General features: G+C 74.1%; 17 protein-coding genes and 1 tRNA gene. 4 read left to right on the top strand and 14 right to left on the bottom strand.

The annotated features are described in order from the left end of the window. Nucleotides 1–31: 31 nt before the first annotated feature. The 7 genes from pknB to QRT04_RS09035 are packed head-to-tail and all read right to left on the bottom strand — an operon-like array spanning nt 32 to nt 8,733. On the bottom strand, nt 32–2,017 hold the full coding sequence (gene pknB / locus QRT04_RS09005; protein ID WP_289454877.1) for a Stk1 family PASTA domain-containing Ser/Thr kinase: 1,986 nt from the start codon (nt 2,015–2,017) through the stop codon (nt 32–34). After that, nucleotides 2,017–3,279, bottom strand: coding sequence for a serine/threonine-protein kinase (locus QRT04_RS09010; RefSeq protein ID WP_289454878.1), 1,263 nt, complete (start codon nt 3,277–3,279; stop codon nt 2,017–2,019). The genes pknB and QRT04_RS09010 overlap by 1 nt, the downstream gene beginning before the upstream one ends. Then, nucleotides 3,276–4,724 (bottom strand): peptidoglycan D,D-transpeptidase FtsI family protein, encoded by a 1,449-nt coding sequence (locus tag QRT04_RS09015; RefSeq protein ID WP_289454879.1) that lies wholly within the window; start codon nt 4,722–4,724, stop codon nt 3,276–3,278. The genes QRT04_RS09010 and QRT04_RS09015 overlap by 4 nt, the downstream gene beginning before the upstream one ends. After that, nucleotides 4,721–6,157 carry an FtsW/RodA/SpoVE family cell cycle protein gene (locus QRT04_RS09020; RefSeq protein ID WP_289454880.1) on the bottom strand — a complete coding sequence of 479 codons (1,437 nt, stop codon included), beginning with the start codon at nt 6,155–6,157 and terminating at the stop codon, nt 4,721–4,723. The genes QRT04_RS09015 and QRT04_RS09020 overlap by 4 nt, the downstream gene beginning before the upstream one ends. Next, complete coding sequence (locus tag QRT04_RS09025; RefSeq protein WP_289454881.1) at nt 6,157–7,479, bottom strand: Stp1/IreP family PP2C-type Ser/Thr phosphatase; 1,323 nt, start codon at nt 7,477–7,479, stop codon at nt 6,157–6,159. Before QRT04_RS09025 ends, QRT04_RS09020 begins: the two co-directional genes overlap by 1 nt. A gap of 3 nt (nt 7,480–7,482) precedes the next feature. Further along, entirely contained in the window at nt 7,483–8,016 is a 534-nt protein-coding gene (locus tag QRT04_RS09030) for an FHA domain-containing protein FhaB/FipA (protein ID WP_289454882.1), read from the bottom strand. A gap of 9 nt (nt 8,017–8,025) precedes the next feature. Further along, the gene (locus tag QRT04_RS09035) at nt 8,026–8,733 is read right to left on the bottom strand and encodes an FhaA domain-containing protein (RefSeq protein ID WP_289454883.1); all 708 of its coding nucleotides are present in this window, start codon (nt 8,731–8,733) and stop codon (nt 8,026–8,028) included. 243 nt (nt 8,734–8,976) lie between these two features. On the opposite strand from QRT04_RS09035, the gene QRT04_RS09040 reads away from it, so the two are divergent. Together QRT04_RS09040 and QRT04_RS09045 are read left to right on the top strand one after the other, a co-directional pair. Then, a tRNA-Leu gene (locus QRT04_RS09040) sits at nt 8,977–9,059 on the top strand. Nucleotides 9,060–9,147: 88 nt separating this feature from the next. After that, nucleotides 9,148–9,621 carry a heme-degrading domain-containing protein gene (locus QRT04_RS09045; protein WP_289454884.1) on the top strand — a complete coding sequence of 158 codons (474 nt, stop codon included), beginning with the start codon at nt 9,148–9,150 and terminating at the stop codon, nt 9,619–9,621. Nucleotides 9,622–9,714: 93 nt separating this feature from the next. Here the strand turns inward: QRT04_RS09045 and QRT04_RS09050 are convergent, their stop codons facing one another. After that, nucleotides 9,715–13,596 carry a S8 family serine peptidase gene (locus QRT04_RS09050; protein ID WP_289454885.1) on the bottom strand — a complete coding sequence of 1,294 codons (3,882 nt, stop codon included), beginning with the start codon at nt 13,594–13,596 and terminating at the stop codon, nt 9,715–9,717. A 165-nt stretch (nt 13,597–13,761) separates the two neighbouring features. Beyond that, entirely contained in the window at nt 13,762–14,211 is a 450-nt protein-coding gene (locus tag QRT04_RS09055; protein ID WP_289454886.1) for a MerR family transcriptional regulator, read from the bottom strand. Between QRT04_RS09055 and QRT04_RS09060 the strand changes: the two genes are divergently transcribed. After that, nucleotides 14,210–15,469, top strand: coding sequence for an MFS transporter (locus QRT04_RS09060; protein WP_289454887.1), 1,260 nt, complete (start codon nt 14,210–14,212; stop codon nt 15,467–15,469). The genes QRT04_RS09055 and QRT04_RS09060 overlap by 2 nt on opposite strands. Before the next feature lie 7 nt (nt 15,470–15,476). Here the strand turns inward: QRT04_RS09060 and QRT04_RS09065 are convergent, their stop codons facing one another. The 3 genes from QRT04_RS09065 to QRT04_RS09075 all read right to left on the bottom strand — a co-directional run bounded on the left by QRT04_RS09065 (nt 15,477) and on the right by QRT04_RS09075 (nt 20,431). Then, nucleotides 15,477–17,798 (bottom strand): MMPL family transporter, encoded by a 2,322-nt coding sequence (locus QRT04_RS09065; RefSeq protein ID WP_289454888.1) that lies wholly within the window; start codon nt 17,796–17,798, stop codon nt 15,477–15,479. 88 nt (nt 17,799–17,886) lie between these two features. Then, the gene (locus tag QRT04_RS09070; protein WP_289454889.1) at nt 17,887–18,486 is read right to left on the bottom strand and encodes a TetR/AcrR family transcriptional regulator; all 600 of its coding nucleotides are present in this window, start codon (nt 18,484–18,486) and stop codon (nt 17,887–17,889) included. A 67-nt stretch (nt 18,487–18,553) separates the two neighbouring features. Then, nucleotides 18,554–20,431 carry a cytochrome c biogenesis protein CcdA gene (locus QRT04_RS09075; RefSeq protein ID WP_289454890.1) on the bottom strand — a complete coding sequence of 626 codons (1,878 nt, stop codon included), beginning with the start codon at nt 20,429–20,431 and terminating at the stop codon, nt 18,554–18,556. A gap of 172 nt (nt 20,432–20,603) precedes the next feature. Here QRT04_RS09075 and QRT04_RS09080 point away from each other — a divergent pair, with 172 nt between their 5' ends. Continuing rightward, nucleotides 20,604–21,296, top strand: a complete 693-nt coding sequence (locus QRT04_RS09080; protein ID WP_289454891.1) for a fasciclin domain-containing protein — start codon at nt 20,604–20,606, stop codon at nt 21,294–21,296. Between the two features lie 225 nt (nt 21,297–21,521). Here QRT04_RS09080 and QRT04_RS09085 read toward each other — a convergent pair whose 3' ends face one another. Together QRT04_RS09085 and sigK are read right to left on the bottom strand one after the other, a co-directional pair. Continuing rightward, the gene (locus QRT04_RS09085) at nt 21,522–22,271 is read right to left on the bottom strand and encodes an anti-sigma factor (RefSeq protein ID WP_289454892.1); all 750 of its coding nucleotides are present in this window, start codon (nt 22,269–22,271) and stop codon (nt 21,522–21,524) included. Next, nucleotides 22,268–22,861 (bottom strand): ECF RNA polymerase sigma factor SigK, encoded by a 594-nt coding sequence (gene sigK, locus QRT04_RS09090; RefSeq protein ID WP_289454893.1) that lies wholly within the window; start codon nt 22,859–22,861, stop codon nt 22,268–22,270. The genes QRT04_RS09085 and sigK overlap by 4 nt, the downstream gene beginning before the upstream one ends. Nucleotides 22,862–22,952: the final 91 nt, after the last annotated feature.

Here is a 22,952-nt window from a genome sequence, read left to right on the forward strand (position 1 = left end):
GGCGGGACCGGGCCCTCCCCGTCGGTGGGCGTCAGCCTCCGGTCGGCGCGCCGGTGGGGTCTCCGCCCGCTCCGCTGCCGTCGGAGACGTGGATCTCGATCGGCGTGCCCGGGTCCACCTTCTGGCCGCCGGACGGGTTGGTGAACAACACCGTGTCCTGGGGCTGGGCGGACGGGTCGGCGACCTTCTTGACGTTCGTCAGGCCCGCGTCGGCGAGCCGGGCGACCGCCTGGTCGTACGTCAGGCCGACGAGGTCGTTCGGCACCGTCACCTGCTGCGGCGCCTGCGCGACCTGGATCGTCACCTTGGCGCCCTGCCGCACCAGCGTCGTGGCGTCGGGGCTCTGCGAGACGACCGTGCCCTCGGGCTTGTCGGACTCGATCGTCTCCACGACGACCGTCAGCTTCGCCTTCGTGATCGCGGTCTCCGCGGCGTCCTGCGTCTTGCCGACGACGTTCGGCACGTGGACGTTGCCCGTCGAGACGTACAGGACGACGGGGGTCCCGGCCGGGACCGTCTGGTCGGCGGCGGGGTCGGTCTTGGTGACCTCGCCCTCCGGGAAGTTCGGGTTGTCGTCCTGCTTGCGGGCCGGCGAGACCGTGAGGTGCGCGTCGGTGAGGGCCTGGGTGGCCTCCTCCTCGCTCTTGCCGGAGACGTCGGGAACGGTGACCGTGCCCGCGCCCGTCGAGACGGTGACCTGGACGGTGGAGCCCTTCTCGGCCGACGCGTCGGCGGGCGGGTCGGTCTTGATGACCTTGCCGGCGTCGACGGTGTCGGACGCGGCTTCGGCGCGCTGGAAGACCAGGTCCGCTTGTTCGATCTTGGTGCGCGCCTGCGCCTCCGTGAGGCCCACGACGTCCGGGACCGCGACGTGCGACGTGTCGGCCTTGTTGGCGTTGGCGACGAGCAGCGCGATGATCCCCGCGACCGCGAGGACCGCGATCGCGATGAGCGTCCACAGCACCCAGCGCCGCGGGCCGCCCTCCTGCTCCTCGTCGATCGGGCCCTCGACGACCGCGGGCAGCCCGGTGGTCGCCCACGGCGGGCTCGCGGGCGGGAGCGTCTGCGTCGCAGCGGCGGCCGGGGCCATCACCTGCGTCGCCTCGCCCGCCGCGGCGGGGATCACGGCAGCGCCGACCGCGGGTGCCGCGACGGCACCGCCGCGCAGCACCGCCTCGAGGTCGGAGCGGAACTCGGCGGCGGTCGAGTACCGCGCGTCGCGGTCCTTGGTCAGCGACTTGGCGGTGACGCGGTCGAGCGACTCGGGGACGTCGGACGCGAACGCGCTGGGGACGGGCGCGATCTCGCGGACGTGCTGGTACGCGACGGCGACCGGCGAGTCGCCGGTGAACGGCGGGCGGCCCGTCAGCAGCTCGAACAGCAGGCAGCCGGTCGAGTAGAGGTCGGAGCGCGCGTCGACCTGCTCGCCGCGTGCCTGCTCGGGCGACAGGTACTGCGCGGTGCCGATGACGGCCTGCGTCTGCGTCATCGTGGCGGCCGAGTCGGCGACCGCGCGCGCGATGCCGAAGTCCATGACCTTGACCGCGCCCGTCGGCGTGAGCATGACGTTCGCGGGCTTGATGTCCCGGTGCACGATGCCCGCGTGGTGCGAGTACTCCAGCGCCGAGAGAACGCCGGCCGTGATCTCGACCGCCTCCTCGATCGGCACCGCGCTGCCGTCGCGCAGGATGTCGCGGACCGTGTGGCCCTCGACGTACTCCATGACGATGAACGGCACGTGCGCGACGACGCCCGTCGCCTCGGTGACGATGTCCTCGCCGGTGTCGTAGACCGCGACGATCGCGGGGTGGTTCAGCGCCGCGGCGGCCTGCGCCTCGCGCCGGAACCGGTTCTGGAACGAGGGGTCGCGTGCCAGGTCCGAGCGCAGGATCTTGATCGCGACCGTGCGGCCGAGCCGGGTGTCGTGGCCGATGTGCACCTCGGCCATGCCACCTCGGCCGATGAGCTCACCGACCTCGTACCTGCCGGCGAGGATCCTGTGTCCGTCGTCCACCACTAGGCGTCCTTCACTTCCGTCCGTGCGGGAGCGCCGGCGTCGGCGTCAGACCCGTTGGCTGTGATCATTCCATCGACCCCGCCGCCACGAGGGTACTGGTCGGTCTCGGGCGTGGTCGCCGTCGCGACCAGCACCGTCGCAGGTCCCGGGCCGTCGGCGCGGGTCACGGCGTGCGCGAGCGCCGCCCCGAGCAGCCCGACGAGCAGCAGGATCAGCGCGACGAGCGGCCACGAGAGGCGCCCCCGCCGACCGAGCCGGACGCCGGTCGTCGTCGAGGTGCGCCGCGCGGCGGGCGCCGCCCGGTGGACGGCGTCCTCGCGCTGCGCGCGCCGCGGCGGGTACGACGGCGGCGGTGCGGCGGCCGTGCCCGGCGCGCGCCCCGTCACGGCAGGCGGCGCGACGGGCGTCGGCGTCGTCACGACGACGGGCACACCGCTCGGGGGCGTGCGCGGCAGCAGCCGGTCGAGCTCGGCCGCGAGCTCGGCGCCCGTCGCGGGCCGCTTGCTCGGGTCCTTCGACAGCAGCCGCATGACGAGCGCGGCGACGCGCTTGTCGACCGCCGCGGGCAGCGGCGGCACCGGAGAGTTCACGTGCGCGACCGCGATGTCGACCGCCGTCGGCCCGGTGAACGGCCGGTGCCCGACCAGCGCCTCGTACGCGACGACGCCGAGCGAGTACAGGTCCGACAGCGGCGTCGCGGCGTGGCCGACGGCCTGCTCGGGCGACAGGTACTGCGCGGTGCCCATCACCATGCCGGTCGCCGTCATGGTCGCCTGGTTCTGCGCGAGCGAGACGCCGAAGTCGGTGATCTTCACGCGGCCGCCGCGGCCCAGCAGGATGTTGCCCGGCTTGACGTCGCGGTGGACGACGCCCGCCTCGTGCGCCGCGTGCAGGGCGCGGGCCGTCTGGGCGAGCACGGGGAGCAGGCGCACCGGCGGGAGCACGGGCTCGCGCTCGAGCAGGTCGGACAGCGGCTCGCCGACCACGAGCTCCATGACGAGGTAGCCGGAGCCGTCCTGCTCGCCGTAGTCGAAGAGCTGCGCGATGTTCGGGTGGCTCAGCGCGGCGGAGTTGCGCGCCTCGGTGCGGAACCGCTCGAGGAACCCGCGGTCGCCTGCGTACTCGGCGCGCAGCACCTTGATGGCGACGGGCCGCGCGAGCGACTCGTCGTACCCCTCCCACACCTCGCCCATGCCGCCGACCGCGATCTGCTTGACCAGGCGGTAGCGGTCGCCGAGCGCGACTCCCGTGGCGGTCCTCACCTGCCCAGCACCGCCTCGATGACGGCCTTCGCGATCGGCGCGGCCACCGCACCACCCGTCGCCTCGCTGCCGAGGCTGCCGCCGTGCTCGACGAGCACCGCGACGGCGACCTTCGGGTTCGACGCGGGCGCGAACGCGGTGAACCACGCGTGCGGCGCCTTGCCGTCGGCGGTCTGGGCCGTGCCCGTCTTGCCGGCGACCTCGACGCCCGGGATCTGCGCCGCGGTGCCCGTGCCGTGCTGCACGACGTCGACCATCATCTGCGTCAGCTCGGCGGCGGTCTGCGACGAGACCGCCGTGGAGAACACCGACGGCTGCGTCTTCGAGACGACCGACAGGTCCGCCGACCGGATCGTGTCGACGAGGTACGGCTTCATCAGCGTGCCGCCGTTGGCGATCGCCGCCGAGACCATCGCCATCTCCATGGGCGTCGCGCGCACGTCGCGCTGGCCGATCGCCGACTGCGCGGTCGACGGCTGGTCGAGGTCCGGCGGGAACACGCTCTTGACGACGTTCATCGGGATCGCGAGCGGCGTGTTGAAGCCGAACTTCTCCGCCTGGGCGCGCAGCGCGTCGTCGCCGAGGTCCATGCCGAGGTTGGCGAATGCCGTGTTGCACGAGACGACGAGCGCCTGCGTCAGCGTCACCTGGTCGCCGCCGCAGCTCTCGCCGCCGAAGTTCTGCAGGGTCGCGCTGCTCTGCGGCAGCTGCAGGACGCGCGGCGAGTCGATCTTCGTGTCGGGCGTGTACTGCCCCGACTCGACCGCCGCGGCGGTGGTGACGAGCTTGAACGTCGAGCCGGGCGGGAAGATCTCCTGGGTCGCGTTGCTGCGCAGCGGGTTGCCCTCGGTGTTGGCGAGCTTCGTGTACGCCGCACCGGCCTTGGCCAGGTCGTGCGTCGCGAGCTTGTTGGGGTCGAAGCCGGGCGTCGACACGAGCGCGAGGATCTTGCCCGTCGACGGCTCGATGGCGACGACGGCGCCCTGCTGGTCTCCGAGCCCCCGGTAGGCCGCCTTCTGCGCCGCGGGCAGGATCGTCGTCTCGACCGCGGCGCCCTCGGGCCGCCTGCCCGTGAGCAGGTCGCGGATGCGTGTGAAGAACAGCTGGTCGCCCCGGCCCGTCAGCGCGTCGTTCTCGGCCTGCTCGAGCTGCGTCCGTCCGTTGACCACCGAGTAGAAGCCGGTGACGGCCGAGTACAGCGACCCGTCGCTGTAGGTGCGCTGGTAGCCGAACGCGTCGTCGACCTTGACGGACGACGCGACCGCCTTGCCGGCGACGACGATGGGTCCGCGCGCGTTGCCGTACTCGCGGTACAGCGTGCGGACGTTGCGCGGGTCGCTGTCGAGCGACGACGCCTGCAGGTACTGCACCCACGTGACGGCGCCGAGCAGCACCACGAACATGACGAGCACGACGTTGGCGAGGCGACGCAGGGGCGTGTTCACGAGACGCCCTCGATCCGCTCGGTCGGCTGCGAGTCCGACGGGCCGGAGCCGACGACGACCGGCGTGCCGATGCCCGGCGTGGTGGCGCGGATCGCCGGGGCGGGCCGGCGGGCCTCGTCGGAGATGCGCAGCAGCAGGGCGACGATGATCCAGTTCGCGAGCAGCGACGACCCGCCGTACGCGAGGAACGGCGTCGTCAGGCCGGTCAGCGGGATGAGCCGGGTGACGCCGCCGACGACGACGAACGTCTGGAACGCGACGACGAACGCGAGGCCGCCCGCGAGCAGCTTGCCGAACCCGTCACGGACCCCGATCGCGGTCCGCAGGCCGCGCTGCGCGAGGATCAGGTAGCACATGAGCAGCGCGAACAGGCCGGTGAGCCCGAGCTCCTCGCCGATCGACGCGACGATGAAGTCCGACTCGGCGTAGGGCACGAGGTCCGGGCGCCCCTGGCCCCAGCCGGTGCCGAAGAGGCCGCCGGACGCGAGCCCGAACAGCCCGCGCACCAGCTGGCCCGACCCGCCGACGGCCTTGTCGAAGACGGCGGGGTCGAACGCGTGCAGCCACGCGTCGAACCGCGCGCCGACGTGCGCGAACGTGCTCGCGACGAACCACGCACCGGCCAGGAACAGCAGCAGGCCGATGACGACCCAGCTGAGCCGCTCCGTCGCGAGGTACAGCATCGCGACGAACAGGCCGAAGAACAGCAGCGAGGTGCCGAGGTCGCGCTCGAGGACGAGCACCGCGAGCGACGCGCCCCAGACGATGAGGATCGGCCCGAGGTCACGCGCGCGTGGCAGCTGCAGACCCGCGAGCCTCGGGCCGGCCAGTGCGAGCGTGTCGCGGTGCGTCACGAGGTAGCCCGCGAAGAACACGGCCAGCACGATCTTGGCGAGCTCGGCGGGTTGCAGGCCGACGCTGCCGAACCGGATCCAGATGCGCGCGCCGTTGATCGAGACGCCGAGCCCGGGAACGAGCGGCAGCGCGACGAGAGCGAGGCCGAGGACCATCGCGGTGTACGTGTACCGGCGCAGCGTGCGGTGGTCGCGCAGCAGGATGATCACCGCGGCGGCCAGCGCCATCGACAGCGCCGTCCAGACCAGCTGCTTCTCCGCGAACCCGCCGACGCGGCCCTTCGCGCGGTACGCATAGTCGAGGCGGTAGATCATCGCCAGGCCGACGCCGTTGAGCGCGACCGCGATCGGCAGGATGACGGGGTCGGCGTACGGCGCGCGCCAGCGCAGCGCGAGGTGCAGGCCGAACGCGAGCCCCGCAAGGCCCAGCCCGTACCCGAGCACGTCCGACGGGACGCTGTCCTGCGTGCCGATGCCGACGAGCACGTAGCCGCCGATGCCGATCGCGAGGGCGAGGACCAGCAGACCCAGCTCGGTGCCGCGGCCGGCCCGGACCCGGTGCGGCTGGACGGTCGCCATCACGGCGTCACGGCGGGTGTCGGTGCGGAGGTGGTCGGGGCCGGTGCGGACGTGGCGGGCGTGGGCTCGGGCGTCGCCGTGGGGGTCGGCTCCTGGGACGCCGCGTCCGCCACGAGGTTCGCGACGATCGCGTGCGCCTGCGCGAGCGAGTCGGCGCGGATCGTCTGGTCGACGCGCTCGCGCAAGTAGTCCGAGCCGAGGTCGTCGAGCGTCGTGCCCGTGCGCTGGACGGGCGTCGAGAGGTCGAACGGCCCGAGCTCCTGCGGGATGCCGCGGTAGATCGTGACCTCGCCGTTCTCGGCGCCGACGTAGTACTGCGTCTGCGTCCAGCGGTAGCCCGCGAACCCGGACAGGAGCAGCACGGCGAGCAGCGCACCGACGACGATCCAGACGCGCCCGACGTGCCGACGCGGCGCGTCGTCCTCGTCGTCCGCCGCGTCTCCCGTCCCCGCGCCGGTGGCGGCGGCCGCGTGCGAGAGCGCCGCCGCGCGAGCGGCCGGGCCGTCCGCCGCCGACGTCGGGTCGTGCCGGTTCACCGCGGCGGCGCCGACGACCGTCGCTGCCGTCGACGGACCCTCGCCGTCCGCGACCTGGTCGAGCTCGACGACGTCCGCGACGACGACCGTCACGTTGTCGCCGCCGCCCGCGCGCAGCGCGAGCTGCACCAGCCGGTCCGCGCACGCGTCGACGTCCTTGACCGTGGCGAGCGTCTTCTCGATCGTGTCCGCGCTGACGAAGCCCGACAGCCCGTCCGAGCAGAGCAGCCACCGGTCGCCGGTGCGCGCCTCGCGCACCGACAGGTCCGGCGTGATCTCCGAGTCGAAGTCGCCCAGCACGCGCATGACGACCGAGCGCTGCGGGTGGTGCTCGGCCTCCTCGGGCGTGATCCGGCCGATGTCGACGAGGTGCTGGACGAACGTGTGGTCCGTCGTCACCTGCGTCAGGACGCCGTCGCGCAGCAGGTAGCCGCGGCTGTCGCCGAGGTGCACCATCGCGAGCTTGTTCCCGGCGCGCAGGATCGCGATGACGGTCGTGCCCATGCCCGTCAGGTCGGGGTCGGCCTCCGAGCGCGCGATGATCTCGTCGCGCGCGTCCTCGAGGGCCGCCTCGAGCCGGTCCAGCGCGTCGTCCGGGCCGTGCGACTCGCCGTCGAGCGGCGCGAACGCCGCGACCGCAACCGAGCTCGCGACGTCGCCGCCGGCATGGCCGCCCATGCCGTCCGCGACCATGAGCAGGTGCGGCCCGGCGTAGGCCGAGTCCTGGTTGTTCGAGCGGACCAGACCGACGTCGGACCGAGCCGCGTACCTGAGTGCGACGGACACGGATTACCTCTGGAGCTCGAGAACGCTGCGACCCACGCGGACGGGTGTACCGGTCGGGACGGGCGTCGGGCCCTCGACGCGCTGGTCCGCCACGAATGTCCCGTTCGTGGAGCCGAGGTCCTCGACGAACCACTGGCCGTCCTGCTGGAACACGCGCGCGTGGCGGGAGGACGAGTAGTCGTCGTCGAGCACCAGCGTGCAGCCGGGCGCGCGCCCGACCAGCACCGCGGCGGGGCCCAGCGGCACGATCGTGCCGCGCAGCGGGCCCTCGGTGACGACGAGCTTCGTCGGGCCCGAGCCCGACCGGGCCGAGCGCGACACGCGCTGCGGCGGTGCGGCGGGGGGCGTGCCGTTCGCCGCGGGCGCGGGTGCCGCCGGCGCGGGGGCCGCGCTGCGCTGCGCGCGGTTCGCCCGGCGGCGGTCCACGATCCGCGTGCCGTACAGGTCGCGGCGCAGCACGGCGATCGCCGACAGCACGAGCACCCACAGCAGTGCCAGATAGCCCAGCCGCAGCAGGGTGACGGTGACCTCACTCATGCGGGCGGGTCACTCGTCGGCGTCGGGCTCGCCGCCCGTCCAGAACAGGATGCGCGTGCGGCCGATCGTCAGCGTGTTGCCGTCGAGCAGCGTCGCCGCCGGCACCTGGTGGCCCTCGACGAACAGGCCGTTCGTCGACCCGAGGTCCGTGGCGACCACGCCGTCGGGCGTCACGCGGATCTCGAGGTGGCGGCGGCTCACGCCCGGGTCGTCGACGATGATGTCGGCGTCCGAGCCGCGGCCGATCACCGTGGCGGCGCCGGTCAGGATGTAGCGCTGGCCGTCGATGTCGATCAACGGGTGGCGCGCGGTCGGGCCGACGCTGGTCGCGGGCGCCACGGCACCGCGCACCGTCGCGCTGTGCACGCGGAACTGACCCGTGTCCTGGTCGACGTCCTCCGCGAAGCTCACCGTCACCGGGCCGACGAACGCATAGCGCTGGCTCGCCGCGTAGTCGGTGACGTTGGCGGCGAACTCGTCGGCGAGCGCCTCCGCGCCCCAGGACTCCACCTGGTCGTAATCGGCCGTTGCGAGCTCGATCGTGAACTCGTTCGGCACGACGGTCCGGTCGCGCCCGACGATCGCCGCCTTGTCGTCGACCTCGCGGCGCAGGCGCTGCACGAGGTCGACGGGCTTGAGGTCGGAGTGGAACGCCTTGGCGAACGCGGAGTTCACGGCGCGCTCGACCTTGCTCTCGAACCGGTCGAGGATGCCCACCCCGTGCCTCCCTCCGCGCTGTCAGGCGCGCCCGAATCCCGGGCGCACGGCGACGATCCGCCTCGATCGTAACTGTGACCTGCGGTGAACGACCGGACGGCGGCCCAGGATCGCCCCAGGGGTGGACGTACCGGGCACGCGCGTCCACCCGACGACGGGCGTCGCGCCGTCCTCCGGGGGCGATCCGGGCACCCTGCCCGGGCGTCCAGGGGCGCCGCGCCACCGTGCTAATCTTTGCGGCGCGCGCGAGTGGCGGAACGGCAGACGCGCTGGCTTCAGGTGCCAGTGTCCGAAAGGGCGTGCGGGTTCAAATCCCGCCTCGCGCACACATTCGAAGGGCCCCTGGTCGACGACCGGGGCCCTTCGCCTTGCTGGCCGCGGGTCCTGTGCCGCGGGGCGCGGCACGATGGGCGCATGGCCGACGACGACATCACCGCCCGCATCGCGCAGATCGAGCACGACGAGCGCGAGCTCGTCTTCCCGAGCTTCACCCACGACGACGCGTGGCGGCTCGGCTGCCTGCTGCGGGAGATCGCGGACGAGCGCGACCTGCCCGTCGCGATCGCGATCCGGCGCGGCGGTCAGCGGCTGTTCCACACCGCACGTGCGGGCACGACGCCGGACAACGACACGTGGATCGACCGCAAGTCGCGCGTGGTCGAGCGGTTCGGCGCGTCGTCGCTGCTCGTCGGGCTGCGGGCGCAGGCGCGCGGCACCACGTTCGCCGAGCAGCACGAGCTGCCGCTGCAGGAGTACGCCGCCCACGGGGGCGCGTTCCCGATCCGGGTCCCGTCCGTCGGGCTGGTCGGGGTCGTCGTGGTCACGGGCCTGCCGCAGGTCGACGACCACGCGCTGGCCGTCGAGGGCGTGCGCGCGTTCCTCGCCTGACCCCTGTGGCCGGGGCCCGCGGGGGCGCCCGACGTGCCCCGACGTGACGAGGCTCCCGGCCGGACCGTCCGACCGGGAGCCTCGTCCCGTGCGTCAGCTCGCCGCGTGCACCGTCAGCGTCGCCGTGGCCTGCGAGCCGGCCACGTCGGCCGAGCCGGCGTAGACGGCCGTCAGCCGGTGCGAGCCCGGCTTGAGCGTCCGCGGCAGGTCGATCGTCGCCGTGCCGGTCAGGCCGGACACGGTGAGCGTCCCGGTGCCGAGCACGGTCGAGCCCTCACGCAGCTGGACGGTGCCGCTCGGTGCGACCGTCCACCCGCGCACCGGCACCGTCGCCGCGACCGCCGCACCCGCCGGCACGGACGACCGGGAGAGGTGCACCGAGGTCGCCGACGCCGACTTGGCGACCTTGACCGTCACGGTCCGCGACGTCGAGCCGGCGTAGGCGGGGTCGGACGGCGTGAAGACCGCCGAGACCGCGTGCCTGCCGGCGCCGAGCCGGACCGTCGCGTCGGCCCGGCCGTGGTTGACGGCCGTGGTGGCGAGCGTGGTCGACCCGTCGAGGAACGTGACGCTGCCCGCGACGGAGGGCGCGACCGTGGCTCGGAGGTGGACCGGCGAGCCGGCCGTGCCGCCGCCGCTGACGGCGAGCGTGGTGCTCGTCGGCTTGGCCGCGGGCACAGTGACGCGCACGACCTGGGCCCGCGACCGCGCGTCGGCGTTGCCGTGCTGGAGCACGAGCAGCCGGCCCGTCGTGGCGCCCGTGCCGCGGTGCACCGGGATGACCGTGCCGCCGTCGCCCAGCGTGGAGAACGTGCCCTCGATGTCGTTCTCGAACCAGAACGGCGGGTCGTACGGGTCGACCGTGAACGGCCGGGCCGAGTCGAGCAGGCCCGTGTCGTTCTGCGCGTAGCCCGAGTAGGTCGACACCGTGATCCGCGGCGTCGAGCCGGCCGGGATCGCCGACAGCGGGATCGGCGCGACGAGCACGTTGTTGTCGAAGATGCCCGACTCGACGTCGCCGGCGAACTCGTTGACGAGCTCGACCCCGACCACGTCGCCGGTCGCGTCGTCGAACGTGGCGGCCACGGTGACGTCGGCCTCGTCGGCGAGCTTCTGCACGACGGTCTCGAGGTCGTCGGTGCCGTCGCCGTCCACGTCGATGTCGATCACCGGCTGGAACGTCGACGCCGTCGCGCCGCCCGACACGAGGTCGGCCCAGTCGCCGTCGGTCGCGATCCCGATGCCGAGCAGGCCGTCCGCCGCGTCGCCGCCGGCCGCCTCGACCGCGGGTGCGGTCGACGCCCAGCCGACGTACCGGATGTCGGCCGACCGTCGCACGGACGGGGACGTCACCAGGGACGGGTCGTCCTCGAGCCGCGGGCTGGTCGCGCCGAGCACCAGCGGCGTGGTGAGCGAGTACCACCCGCCCGACGCGACGCCCCGACCCGTGAGGGCCAGGCCGGCGGTCGCCGCCGCGCGGCTCGCGAACGTCACCGGCTTCGCGGACAGCGAGCTGACCAGCCGCGGCGCTGCCTCGACCGGCACGCGGAGCTGCTGCGACGACGACGTGAGCACGAGCCGGCCGGCCGTCTCCGCGACGTACTCGCGCGGCACGCCGTCCTGCACGTCGGCGGACGTCGGGTCGTTCTGCCGGACGAGCTTCGCCGGGTCCGCCGTGAACGTCAGCGTGACGATCGTCGAGCGGCCGGCCGCCAGCGTGAACGAGGCCGGCGAGACGGAGACCGACGCGCCCGACGTCTGCGACGCGACGAACGACGTCGAGTACCGCGCGCTCGTCGTGCCGAGGTTCTTCACCGTGACGGTCTTCTTCCTGGTCACGGTCGTGGCGCCGACGTCGACGACGCCGAACGACACCGAGGTGGCCTCGGGCGTCTGCGTGTCGTACGCGAGCACGCTCGTGCCGACCGCGTCGCGCGCATCGACGCGGCCGGACCCGACGCGCTGCGGCCCGTACGCCGTGCCGGTCTGGTGCGGGCCGGTCCACACGTCGTGCGTGGCCGTGTTGACGATCGCCGCCTTGACCTGCGTCGGCTCCCATGACGGGTGGGCCGCGCGGACCAGGGCCGCGATCCCGGCGACGTGCGGGGCCGCCATGGACGTGCCGCTCAGCGTCTCGGACTGGTTGCCCGTACCCGAGCCGGCCGACTGGATGTCGGTGCCGGGGGCGGCGACGTCCGGCTTGCCCAGGCCGAGCGAGCCGTGCACACCGCGCGACGAACTCGGGTTGAGCGCGTCACCCACGACCGACTCGGTGACCGCGCCCGCGAGCGAGGGACCGATCTTGACGCTCAGCGTGCCGGCCTCGATCTCGGGCAGCAGCGCCTCCGTGGTGGGTCGCGTCATCTGGGCGCCCGGGATGCCGGTGTTGCCGAGGATGCCCGCGGAGAACACCGTGACGCTCGACGGCAGCAGCACCCCCACCGCACCCGCGGCCTGTGCGTTGTTGAACCGGGCGGCGGATCCGCACACGCGCGTCGTGTCGTCGTCGTCCCACCAGAGGTACGCGATCTTGCCCTTGACGGTGGCGGCTTGGTCGGCCGTGAACTTCGCGCAGCCGTCGAAGCGCGCGCCGACGTACGCGACCGGCGCGGTGACGTCCGGGCCGGTGTAGCTGGTCGAGTTCTGCGCTGCGTGCAGGCCGAGCAGCGACGAGTCGGACGCCGCGGTGACGTCGATGCCGTCGTGCGTCTGGGGGTCGCCGACCGAGTTCGCGACGGTGATCGCGCTGGGCGAGTTGCCCGGCGAGCCGCCGATGTCGGTGACGTCACCCGAGTTGCCGGACGAGATCGTGACGACCGTGCCGAGCTGGGTCAGCTGGTCGACCAGCAGGTTGTCGGGGTCGTCCGCGGGCGACCCGCTGCTGCCGAGCGACATGTTGAGCACGTCGAAGCGGTCCGACAGGTCGCCGTCGCCGTTCGGGTCGGCGGCGCGGTCCAGAGCCAGCGTCACGAGGTTCGTCACGCCGCCGATGTCGCCGAACACCTTGAGCGAGTACAGCTCCGCGCTGGGCGCCGCGCCCGGTCCGACGACCCACGTCGAGAGGTCGGTCAGCGACGAGTAGTCGCCGCGGAACGTGGTGCCGTCCGGCTGCACCCCGTACCCGGCGGCGATGCCGGCGACGTGCGTGCCGTGGCCCACGTTGTCCGACGTGGTCGGAGCGTCGATCGGGTTGGGGTCCGGCGTGGGGACCGTGGTGGCGCCCGGCAGCTGGGAGCTGGGGTCGGCGTCGTAGTTCGGGCCCGCGAAGTCGTAGCCGCCGGCGAACTTGGCGGGGTCGAAGGAGCCCGCGGGGATCGGCTGCGTGCCGTCCTTGCCGTACGCCGCCTGGTACGCCGCGACCGTGCCTGCGCCGCCGAAGTCGGCGTGCGTGTAGTCGAGGCCGGTGTCGATGATGCCGATCCGGACGCCCTTGCCCGTGACGCCCGTGTCCTGCCAGGTCTGCAGGGCGCGCGTGAAGGTGTCGGTGTTCTTGGTCGCGGCCTCCTTGGGGACCACGCGGTAGACGGCCACCACGTCAGGCGACGCGGCGAGCTCGCTGACCTGCGCGGCGTCGCCCGTGACGAGCGTTCCGGCGACGAGGTTCGTGGTGGTGCCGAGGCGCTTCGGCGTGGCGGAGCGCGCGTTCGCACGGGTCGCCTTCGTCGGGACGACGTCGGCGGCGACGTCCTGGGTCGTCGCGGCAGCCGCCTTGACGGCCTTCGGGCTGCCTCCGGCGGCGGCGACCTGCGCGCCCGACCTGGTGTCGAGCTGGACGAACGCCGTGACGTGGCCCTTCGCGGTGAGCAGGCCGTCGTGCACCTTCGCCACCGCGGCCCGGTCGAGCTTCGCCGAGTCGCCCGCGTGCGGTGGTGGCGGTGTCGGAGGGGCGGCGGACGCGGCCTGCGCGCCGAGCACGGCGGTGCCGAGGGCGACGGACAGTGCGGTGGCGGAGGCGATCAGACGGCGACGTGGCATGAACTTCCCCTGGCTCGTGCGAATCGACTAGCGCGCCGAGTCACGACGTCGTGACGGCGCGCCCGGTGCACGTTACTGACCAGTTACCCCATTTGCCAGATCCCGGCCGGAATGGGCGGTGCGTCGGATCTCGGGCAGTCCTGCCGGGTCGCTGCGTCGGCGACCTCAGACGCGCGCGGGCACGGGTGTCGGCTCGAGGTCGGCCGCGGCGGCCTCGGCGCGCTCGAGGAACGAGCACAGCGTCGCGCGGCTGCGCGACAGGCAGGCGATCCGCTCGTCGAGGCCCTCGAGCTCGGTGTGCAGCAGCTCGGCGACGGATCGCGGGCAGGCGGCGACGAGCTCGTCGTCGGGCACGTTCTCGAGGTCGAGCAGCACCTTGACGAGCCGGGTGGGGACGCCCGCGCGGACGAGGCCCGCCACGCGGACGGCGCGCTCGGCGTCGGCCTCGTCGTACGTCCGGTACGCGTTGGCCGCACGGCCCGGCGCCAGCAGCCCCTGCGCCTCGTAGTGCCGCAGCATGCGGGTCGAGACACCGGTCCTGCTCGCGAGCTCACCGATCTTCATCGCGTTCCCCTTGACCTTGACACTGATGTCAATCCCTAGCGTCGACGGCATGCCCCTTCTTCCCTGGCCGAGCCTGCTGGTCCTCGGCGGCGCGACGTTCGCGATGGTGAGCGCCGAGATGCTGCCGACCGCCGTCCTGACACCCATGAGCACCGACCTCGGCGTCAGCACGGCGCGCGGCGGCGCGCTCGTGGCGGTGTGGGCCGCGACGGTCGTCGTCACGACGTTCCCGCTGGCGCGCCTCACGCGGCGCCACGAGCGCCGGGCCGTGATCGCTGCGGCACTGCTGGCGCTCGGTGCGTCCGCGGTGCTGACCGCGCTCGCGCCGGGCTACGACGTCGCGCTGGTCAGCCGGGTGCTCGGCGCGGCGGCGTGCGGGCTGCTCTGGTCCGCGGTCAACGCGCACGTCGCGGACCTCGTCGACGAGCGGCTGCTCGCGCGGGCGGTCGCGGTGGTGCTCGGTGGGGCCACGCTCGGCATGGTGCTCGGCGCTCCCGTCGCGAGCCTCGTGGCGCGGGTCGCGTCGTGGCGGGTGGCCTTCGGGCTGCTGGCCGGGGCGACGGTCGTGGCGGCGGTGCTGGTCCGGGCCGTGGTCCAGGGGACGGCGGGCGCCGCGGGCAGCCGCGCCGGGGGCGCGGACGACGACTCGGCCGCACCTGCCGCCCTCGACGCACCGGCGGCGGGGGCCGGTCGCGGTCTACGGACCGTGGTGGCGGTGTCGGCACTCGTCGGGCTCGTGCTCGTCGGCCACTTCGCGGCGTACACGTTCATCACGCGGCTCGTCGCGCCGACCGCCGACGCGCTCCCGGGGGGTGTCAGCGGGCTGCTGCTCCTGTTCGGCGGCACCTCCGCGCTCGCGGTCGTGCTCGTCGGCCGGTTCGGGGACCGCCGCCTGCACGCGGCCCTCGTGGGGGCGGGCGTGGCCGTGGGCCTCGCGCTCGCGAGCCTCCTGGTCGTCGGCGCGCACCCCGTGGTGACCGTGCTGCTCGTCGCGGCCTGGGGGCTCGCGTCGGGCGCGCTCCCGCCGCTCGCGCAGCCGACGATCCTGCGCGTGGCCGGCCCGGCGCACCGCGCGACCGCCGGGACCGTCATCCCGGTCGTGTTCAACCTCGGGATCGCGGTCGGGGCGGCGGCGGGCAGCGCGCTCGTGGCCGGCGCCGGCCCGGACGCCGTGCCGGTGCCCGCCGCGGCAGTCGCGATCGTGGCGAGCCTCGGTCTCGTCCGCGTGCTGCGACCCGCGCCACGTCGCTCCGCGTCGGTCACCCGGGCGCGCGGCGCGGCGAGCGTGCCGGCCGCGTGCCCGGGGTGAGCCCGCGTCAGGCCGGGACCGTCTCCCCGTCCGGCGCGGCCGGCGTCGCCTCGGCGTGCACGACGTACGGACGCGGCAGCTTCTCGCCCTCCACGTCGACGTCCGGCAGCACCCGGTCGAGCCAGCGCGGCAGCCACCACGCCTTGTCGCCCATCAGGTAGAGCAGCGCCGGGATGAGCGCCATCCGCACGACGAACGCGTCGAGCACGACGGCCGCGGCCAGCGCGAAGCCCATCGACTTGATGATCGGCTCGTCCATCAGGATGAAGGCCGCGAACACCGCCGTCATGATCGTGGCCGCCGCCGCGACGACGCGCGCCGACTGGCGGAACCCGTCGACCACCGCGTCGCGCATCGCCATGCCGTGCACGTGCGCCTCGCGGACGCGCGTCACGAGGAACACCTGGTAGTCCATCGCGAGGCCGAACACGATGCCGATGAGGAACACCGGCATGAAGCTGATGATCGGCGCGCCCTCGACCAGGCCGCCGGTGCCCTTCTGGAACGCCTGCACGGTGACGCCGAGCGTCGCGAGGATCGACAGCAGGAACCCGAGCGTCGCGGTGAGCGGCACGAGGATCGACCGGAACACGAGCACGAGCAGCACGAACGCGAGGCCGATGACGATGGCGAGGTACACGGGCAGCGCCGCACCGAGCTTGTCGGAGACGTCGGTCTGGATCGCGGTCAGGCCGGTGACGCCGATCGTCGTGCCGGTCTTCTGCTCGATCGACGCCTGCTGGTCGCGCAGCTTGCCGAGCAGGGTCGACGTCGCGGTGTCGTCCGGGCCGGTGGTCGGCTGGATGAGCACCTGGGCGCCCGTGCCGTCGGCGTTCTGGCCGACGACCTGCGCGTTCGCCACACCCGGCTGGCCAGAGGCCCACGCGACGACGCCGCCGAACGCGGCCGGCCGGTCCGCGGCGTCGACCGAGCGCGCGTCGACGACCACGAGCAGCGGGCCCTCGCGGCCCGGGCCGAACGCCTCGCTCATCAGGTCGGACGCCCGGCGCGCCGAGGTGTCGGACGACGCGGTCGAGTCGCTCGGCAGAGCCAGGTGCAGGTCGCGGGCCGGCAGCGCGAGCGCCCCGAGGAGCACCACCGCGAGCAGCGCGACGGGGATGGGCCAGCGCCGGACGAACCGCGCCCAGCGCGTGCCGTTGTTGATGACGCGGCCGTCGGCCTCGCGCTTCGGCTCGTCCTTGCGCACCCGCCCGGCGAACGCCTTCGACTTGAGCATGCCGAGGATCGCCGGCAGCAGGGTCAGCGCGACGAGGACCGCGACGAGCACGGTGGCCGCCGCGGCGATGCCCATCGCGCCGAGGAAGGGGATGCCGACCACCGAGAGGAACGCGAGCGCGATCAGCACCGTGAGGCCCGCGAACACGACCGCCGTCCCCGCCGTGCCGACCGCGATGCCGATGGCCTCCTGCCGGTCGCCGTTCGTGCGCTCCAGCTCGGAGCGGTACCGCGCGAGGATGAACAGCGTGTAGTCGATGCCGACCGCCAGGCCGATCATCGTCGCGAGCAGCGGCGTCGTCGCCGTGATGTCCATGAACCGCGTGAGGATCTCGATGCCGCCCACGCCGACGCCCACGCCGACGAGGGCCGTGAGGATGGGCAGGCCCGCGGCGACGAGCGAGCCGAAGGTGAGGAGCAGCACGCCGAGCGCGATCGCGACGCCGACGACCTCGGCCGAGCCGCCCGCCTCGAAGCCGGCCTGCGCACCGGTGCCGTTCGCCTCGGCCGTCAGGCCCGCCGCGCGCGTCTTCGCGAGGGCGTCGTCGAGGGCCACGTGCGTCGCGTCCGCGACGTCGGCCTGCGTCTCGACGGCGAAGTCGAACGAGATCGTGCCGGTGCGGCCGTCCTGCGAGAGCGGTGACAGCGCCTGCGCGTTGGCCTCCGCCTGCTGCTGGGTCATGCCCGCCGCGACCGATGCCTGGACGAGCTGCTGCGCCTGCGCGGCCGAGGCCTCGACGGGGCCCGCGATCCGGTCCGCGGACGCGAGCTGCGGCAGCGCCCGCAGGTCACCGACGAGCGCGGCGACCGCGCCCGCGTACGGCGCGTCGGCGAGGCTCTTGCCCTGAGGCGCCGCGACGACGACGTTGACGTTGACCTCGTTCGCGGCGTCGACGGCGTGCGGGAACAGCTCCTTCTGCAGGTCGGCCGCCCGCTCCGAGGGGATGCCCGGGATCGACAGCGTGTTCGTCATCGGCTTGTGCAGCGCGCCGGCGAGACCACCGACGGCGACGAGGAGCACGAGCCACCCCACGACGAAGGCGGGCCAGCGCCGGTAGGCGGTGCGGCCGAGGCGGTGCAGCAGGGTGGCCATGAGGAGCTCCGGGGGTTCTCGTCGCGTGGTGCGTCGTGGGGTGAAGGGTGGGTCGGGTGTCGCCGCGAGCGTGGCGAGCCGGTGGGCGTCAGGCGAAGAGCTCGGCGGCCGCGTGCAGCGTCGCGTCGAAGAGCTCGGCGAGCGTGCGGCTCTCCTCCGGCGCGAGGAACTGGTCGATCGAGGCGTCGAAGACCGTGACGAGGAGCTTGACCGCGAGCCGGGCGCGCTCCGCGCCGAAGCCGTCGCCCTCGCGTTCGAGGATCAGTGCGACGAGGTCCTCCGACGCCTGGTGGAACCGCGCGTGCTCGGCCTGCGCGGCGCGCGGTTCGTGCGCCAGGACGGCGCGTGTCGTGCGCAGCAGGTCCGGGTCGATCTCGTCCGGGAACGCCGTGAGGGCGCTCCCCAGGTGGACGACGTCGTCGAGGAGCCGGCCCGTCGGCCCCCCCGCGCGGAACGCGTCGACGGCGGCTCGCGTGCGCGGGTCGTCCTCGTCGGGGCGGCACGGCACCGCCAGGACGGCCTCGAGCTTGCTCGGGACGTGGTTGAACACGGTGCGGCGGGACAGCCCGACGGTCGCGGCGAGCTCGTCCATGGTCCAGCCGTCGAGGCCGCGCTCGAGGGTCAGGCGTTGGGCGCCGGCGACGACCCGACGGGCCGTCACGGCGCGACGGTCGGTGGGTGCGGGCACCGGGCGACCGTATGCACTCTGGGTCCGAGAGTGCAAACGCGGGCCCACGGGCCGGGTGCGTGCGCGGTCACCCGAACGTGAACGAGTAGAGCTCCACACCCGGGTCGGCGGTCAGCTCGACCGTCCCGCGCCTGGGGCCGCCCGCGTCGACCACGGGGTAGGACCTGGGCTCGCCGTCGACCGCGATCGTCCGCGACGAGGCCACTGCACCCGACGCGTCGCGCACGGTGACGCGGACGTTCCCCGCGCCGCCGAGGACCGACTGCACGAGCGTCGCGTGGTAGCGCAGCCGTGCCTCCGCGGCGTCGCCCGCGGTCGCGCCCTGCTGGTCGGTCGTCCACGCGCCGCCCAGCGCGACCGTGTCGGGGGGCTGGTCGGCAGGGAGCGAGTACGTGCCTGCGCCGTCGTGGTACGCGCCCGCGACGTTGCTCCGCTTGCCGATGCCGAGGAACGTCTCGGGAGTCGTGGCCGAGCGCGGCGTGGTGTCGGCGACGTCGGTCGGCGCGGGGAGCCTGAGGCTCGGGTCAGCCTGCTCCAGGAGGTCGCGGATCAGCTGCTCCGTGGTCGCGTACCCGCCCTCTCCCTGCGAGATCTGACGCACCGTGCCGCGCGCGTCCACGAGGTAGCTCGCGGGCCAGTACCGGTTCCGGTAGGCGGTCCAGGTCGCGTAGCCGTTGTCCTGCGCGACGGGGTACGTGATCCCGAGCCGGCGAGCGCCCTCGGTGACGTTGCGGGTCTCACGCTCGAACGCGTACTCCGGGGTGTGCACTCCGACGACGACGAGGCCGGCCTTCGCGTACGTCCGGTACCACGCCTCGACGTGCGGCACCGAGCGCTGGCAGTTGATGCATGAGTAGGCCCAGAAGTCGATCAGCACGACCTTGCCGCGCAGCTGCGCGAGGTCGACCGGTGGCGAGCCGATCCAGTGGTCGATGCCCTGGAGGGCAGGCGCCGGCCCGCAGTCCTGCAGCGTGGGCGAGTCGTTGTCGCACCGGCTCAGCCCGGCGTTCTCGCTGGTCACGAGGCCGCCGAGGTTGAGGCTTCGCCGGACCGTGCCGTTCGCGGCGACCTTCGACTGGAGCGTGTCGGTGTACCCGGGCAGTGCACGCTGCACCGCGTCGGTGACGTTGAACGCCAGCGCGGCCGCGAGCGCGAGCATGAGCGCGCCGGCGACGACCCGCACGGTCCGCTCGTGCGTGCGAAACACGGCGATCCGCTCGGCGGCGCGGCGCCCCGCGAGCGCGAGCAGCAGCAGCGGGATCGCCGCGCCCACGGCGAACGAGACCGTCAGGACGACGGTCCCGACCCCGACCGATCCCGTGGCGCCGGCGACGGTGATCGCGGCGAGCACGGGGCCGGCGCACGGCACGTAGACCGCCCCGAGGCCGAGCCCGAGCACGAAACCCCCGCGGCCCGAGCCCGGCGCGCGCCTCGGGGCTAGACGCGCGAACGGGCGCTCGACGACCGCCTCGAGGCGTGGGACGAGAAGGGCGAGGCCGAGGAGGGCCAGCACCGCGATGCCCGCCCACCGCAGCAGGTCCTCAGGCAGTCCGAGCGCGTGGAGGAGCAACGTCCCGACGAGCGTGACGAGCGTGAAGCTCGTGACGAGCCCCGCGATGACGAGGTACGGGCGGCCGCCGCGCGGCTTCTCCTGCCGCCCGGTCGTCACGGTCCGCTGCAGGGCGCTCGGCTGCAGGGCGCTCGGCACGGGCCCCGGAGCCGGGCGCGTCCCCGCGCCGGCCGCTACGTGGTTGCCCGCGAGGAAGGCCGGCTGCGCCAGCGCGCCCACCGTCACTGCTGCCTCGCCCCGCGACACGGCGGGCGTGCGTGCGCCCTGCACGCCGCCCGCGAGGAACACCACGGGGAGCACGGGGAGGATGCACGGCGAGATGCCGGTGATCAGGCCTCCGACGACACCGACGATCGCGAGCGTGAGCAGACTCATGCCCCCGGTTCGCTGCGGAGCGCCGCGCGGATGGGTGCGACCGCCTCGTTGCGAGGCGCCGCCCGGGCATCGCCGGGTCCGCAGGAAGACGCAGCCATCCGCGACGGCGCCGGTTCCGAACTCCTCACGACGCCCCGGTGGGGCGCGTACCCGAACGGACCGAGGAGTCGACATGCGCACCAGCACCCGCACACGGATCACCGCAGTCGCCGTCGCCGGGTTCGCGAGCCTCGGCCTCGCGGCCTGCTCGTCGAACGGCAGCTCGACGGGATCGGGCGCGTCGTCGCCCGCGATGCAGGACACGCCGATGTCGACGCCGATGTCCAGCCCGATGTCGACACCCATGAGCACGGACGGCAGCGCGATGGCGGCGGCGGACCTCGTCGGGCCCGGCTGCGCGGCCTACGCCGCGAAGGTGCCGACCGGCGCCGGCTCGATCACCGGCATGTCGACGGACCCCGTCGCGGTCGCCGCCTCGAACAACCCGATGCTGACGACCCTCACGGCAGCCGTCTCCGGCAAGCTCAACCCGAAGGTGAACCTGGTCTCCACGCTCGACGGCAGCGAGTTCACGGTGTTCGCGCCGGTCGACGACGCGTTCGCCAAGATCCCGGCCAAGACGATCGACTCGCTCAAGACCGACGACAAGACCCTGACCACGATCCTCACGTACCACGTCGTGCCCGGTCAGCTCTCGCCCAGCCAGGTCGTGGGTGACCACAAGACGGTCGAGGGCGGCATGGTCAAGGTCACCGGCTCCGGCGACGACCTCATGGTGAACGGCGCGAAGGTGGTCTGCGGCGGCGTGCACACCGCCAACGCCACGGTGTACCTCATCGACTCGGTGCTGATGCCCGCGAAGTGACGCCGACGGACGACGACCTCGAGCCGGCGGCGAGCCGGCCGACCTGACTCCCGGTCGCCGCGGCGACCGGCTCCGGCCGACGCGCCCGGCGTCCGGCCCGCGCAGCCCCCTTGCACAGGACGGCGAGGGGGCTGCGGCGTGCCCGTGCCGGTTCGGGCGTCCGCGGGCTCGCCGGGGCGACGCCGAGCCGGGCCCTCGCGCGGGCTGTTCGGAGTGGGACGCGGCTCAGGCGGAGAGGACGACGAGCGGCGCAGTGGTCGGCTGGGGCGACCCTCCCGCCGGCTCGAGCGTCATGGCGAGCGAGTCGCCCGCGCTGAAGCCGTCCGCGACCAGCGCGTGCTGGTCACCACCGTCGGGCATGAGACCGGCCGACCTTGGCGTGCCGTCGGCGAGCACCCAGAGCTGGTAGACGTGCCCCGGTGCGGGCTCCGGCAGGTCGGTCACCGCGAACAGTGCGCGGTCCCCGGTGACGACGGCAGTCGCCTGGCCGCCGCCCGACACGTCGCCGTGGACAACCGATGCCGACGGGTCCGAGAGCAGCCCCGCCAGAGCGGCCTGCTGCTGCTCCACGTGATCGAGCCGGTGCGCCTGCTGCACGGCGATCGCGGTGGGGATCGCCGCGCCGACGACGAACGCGGCCGCGATCGCCACCCACCGCACGGGCGTCCGTCGCCGCGAGTCGAGCGGCGTGACGGTCGCGGGCCGGGGCGCGCGAGGTTCCGCCTGCGGGGCCTCGGGCTCGACCTGAGGCGTCCGCCGCGCGGCCGCGAGCACGTCGGCACGCAGCTGCGGCGGCGGGGGCGTCGCGGAGGTCGCCGCCAGCCGGGCGGCGACCTCGCGGAACCCCGCGAGCTCGCGCACCGCGGTCGGGTCCGTGGCCAGGAGCCGCTCGACCGCACGGCGCTCGTCGTCGTCGACGGCGTCCAGCGCGTACGCCGCCAGCAGGTCGCGGGCCAGCTCGTCGTCCTCGCTCATGCCGTCACCCCCAGACAAAGGCGCAGCCGGATGAGCCCGTCGCGGATCCGCGACTTCACGGTCGGGAGCGCGGCTCCCAGCTCGTCCGCGACCTCGCGGTACGTGCGACCGCCGTAGTAGGCGAGCAGGACGGCCTCGCGCTGCGTGGCGGTCAGCGAGCCGAGGCAGTCGCGCACCCGCGCTCGTTCGAGCTCGTCCGCGACACCGTCGGCCACCTCGTCGAAGGGTCGCCGGGGCTCGGCGTCGAGGTCGCGCTGGTCGCGGTCGCGCTGCGCCTGCACGGCACGCACCCGGTCGACGGCCCGCCGGTGCGCGGTCGTCAGCGCCCAGGCTCGGGCGGACCCGCGCGCGGCGTCGAAGCGCGGTGCGGTGCGCCACACGTCGAGCCACACCTCCTGCGCGACCTCGGCCGCGTGGTCGGGGTCGCGCAGCACGCGCAGGCACACGCCGAAGACGGCAGCGCCGAGGCGGTCGTACAGCCGCTCGAACGCGGCCTCGTCGCCGGCGGCGACGTCACGGAGCAACGCGTCCGCGGTCACCTCCGGCCCGCGCGCGTCGACGGCGGCGGGCACCTGAGGTCGTTGCGGCACGCCCGCCAGTCTCACGCACCCCGCTCGCGCACGCGCGCGCGGCGCCGACCGCGGGCGCCGTGCCCGGCGCAGCTCGGACGCGCTGCCGTGG

It is taken from the genome of Cellulomonas alba, assembly GCF_030362835.1.
Taxonomy (GTDB): Bacteria; Actinomycetota; Actinomycetes; order Actinomycetales; family Cellulomonadaceae; genus Cellulomonas; species Cellulomonas alba.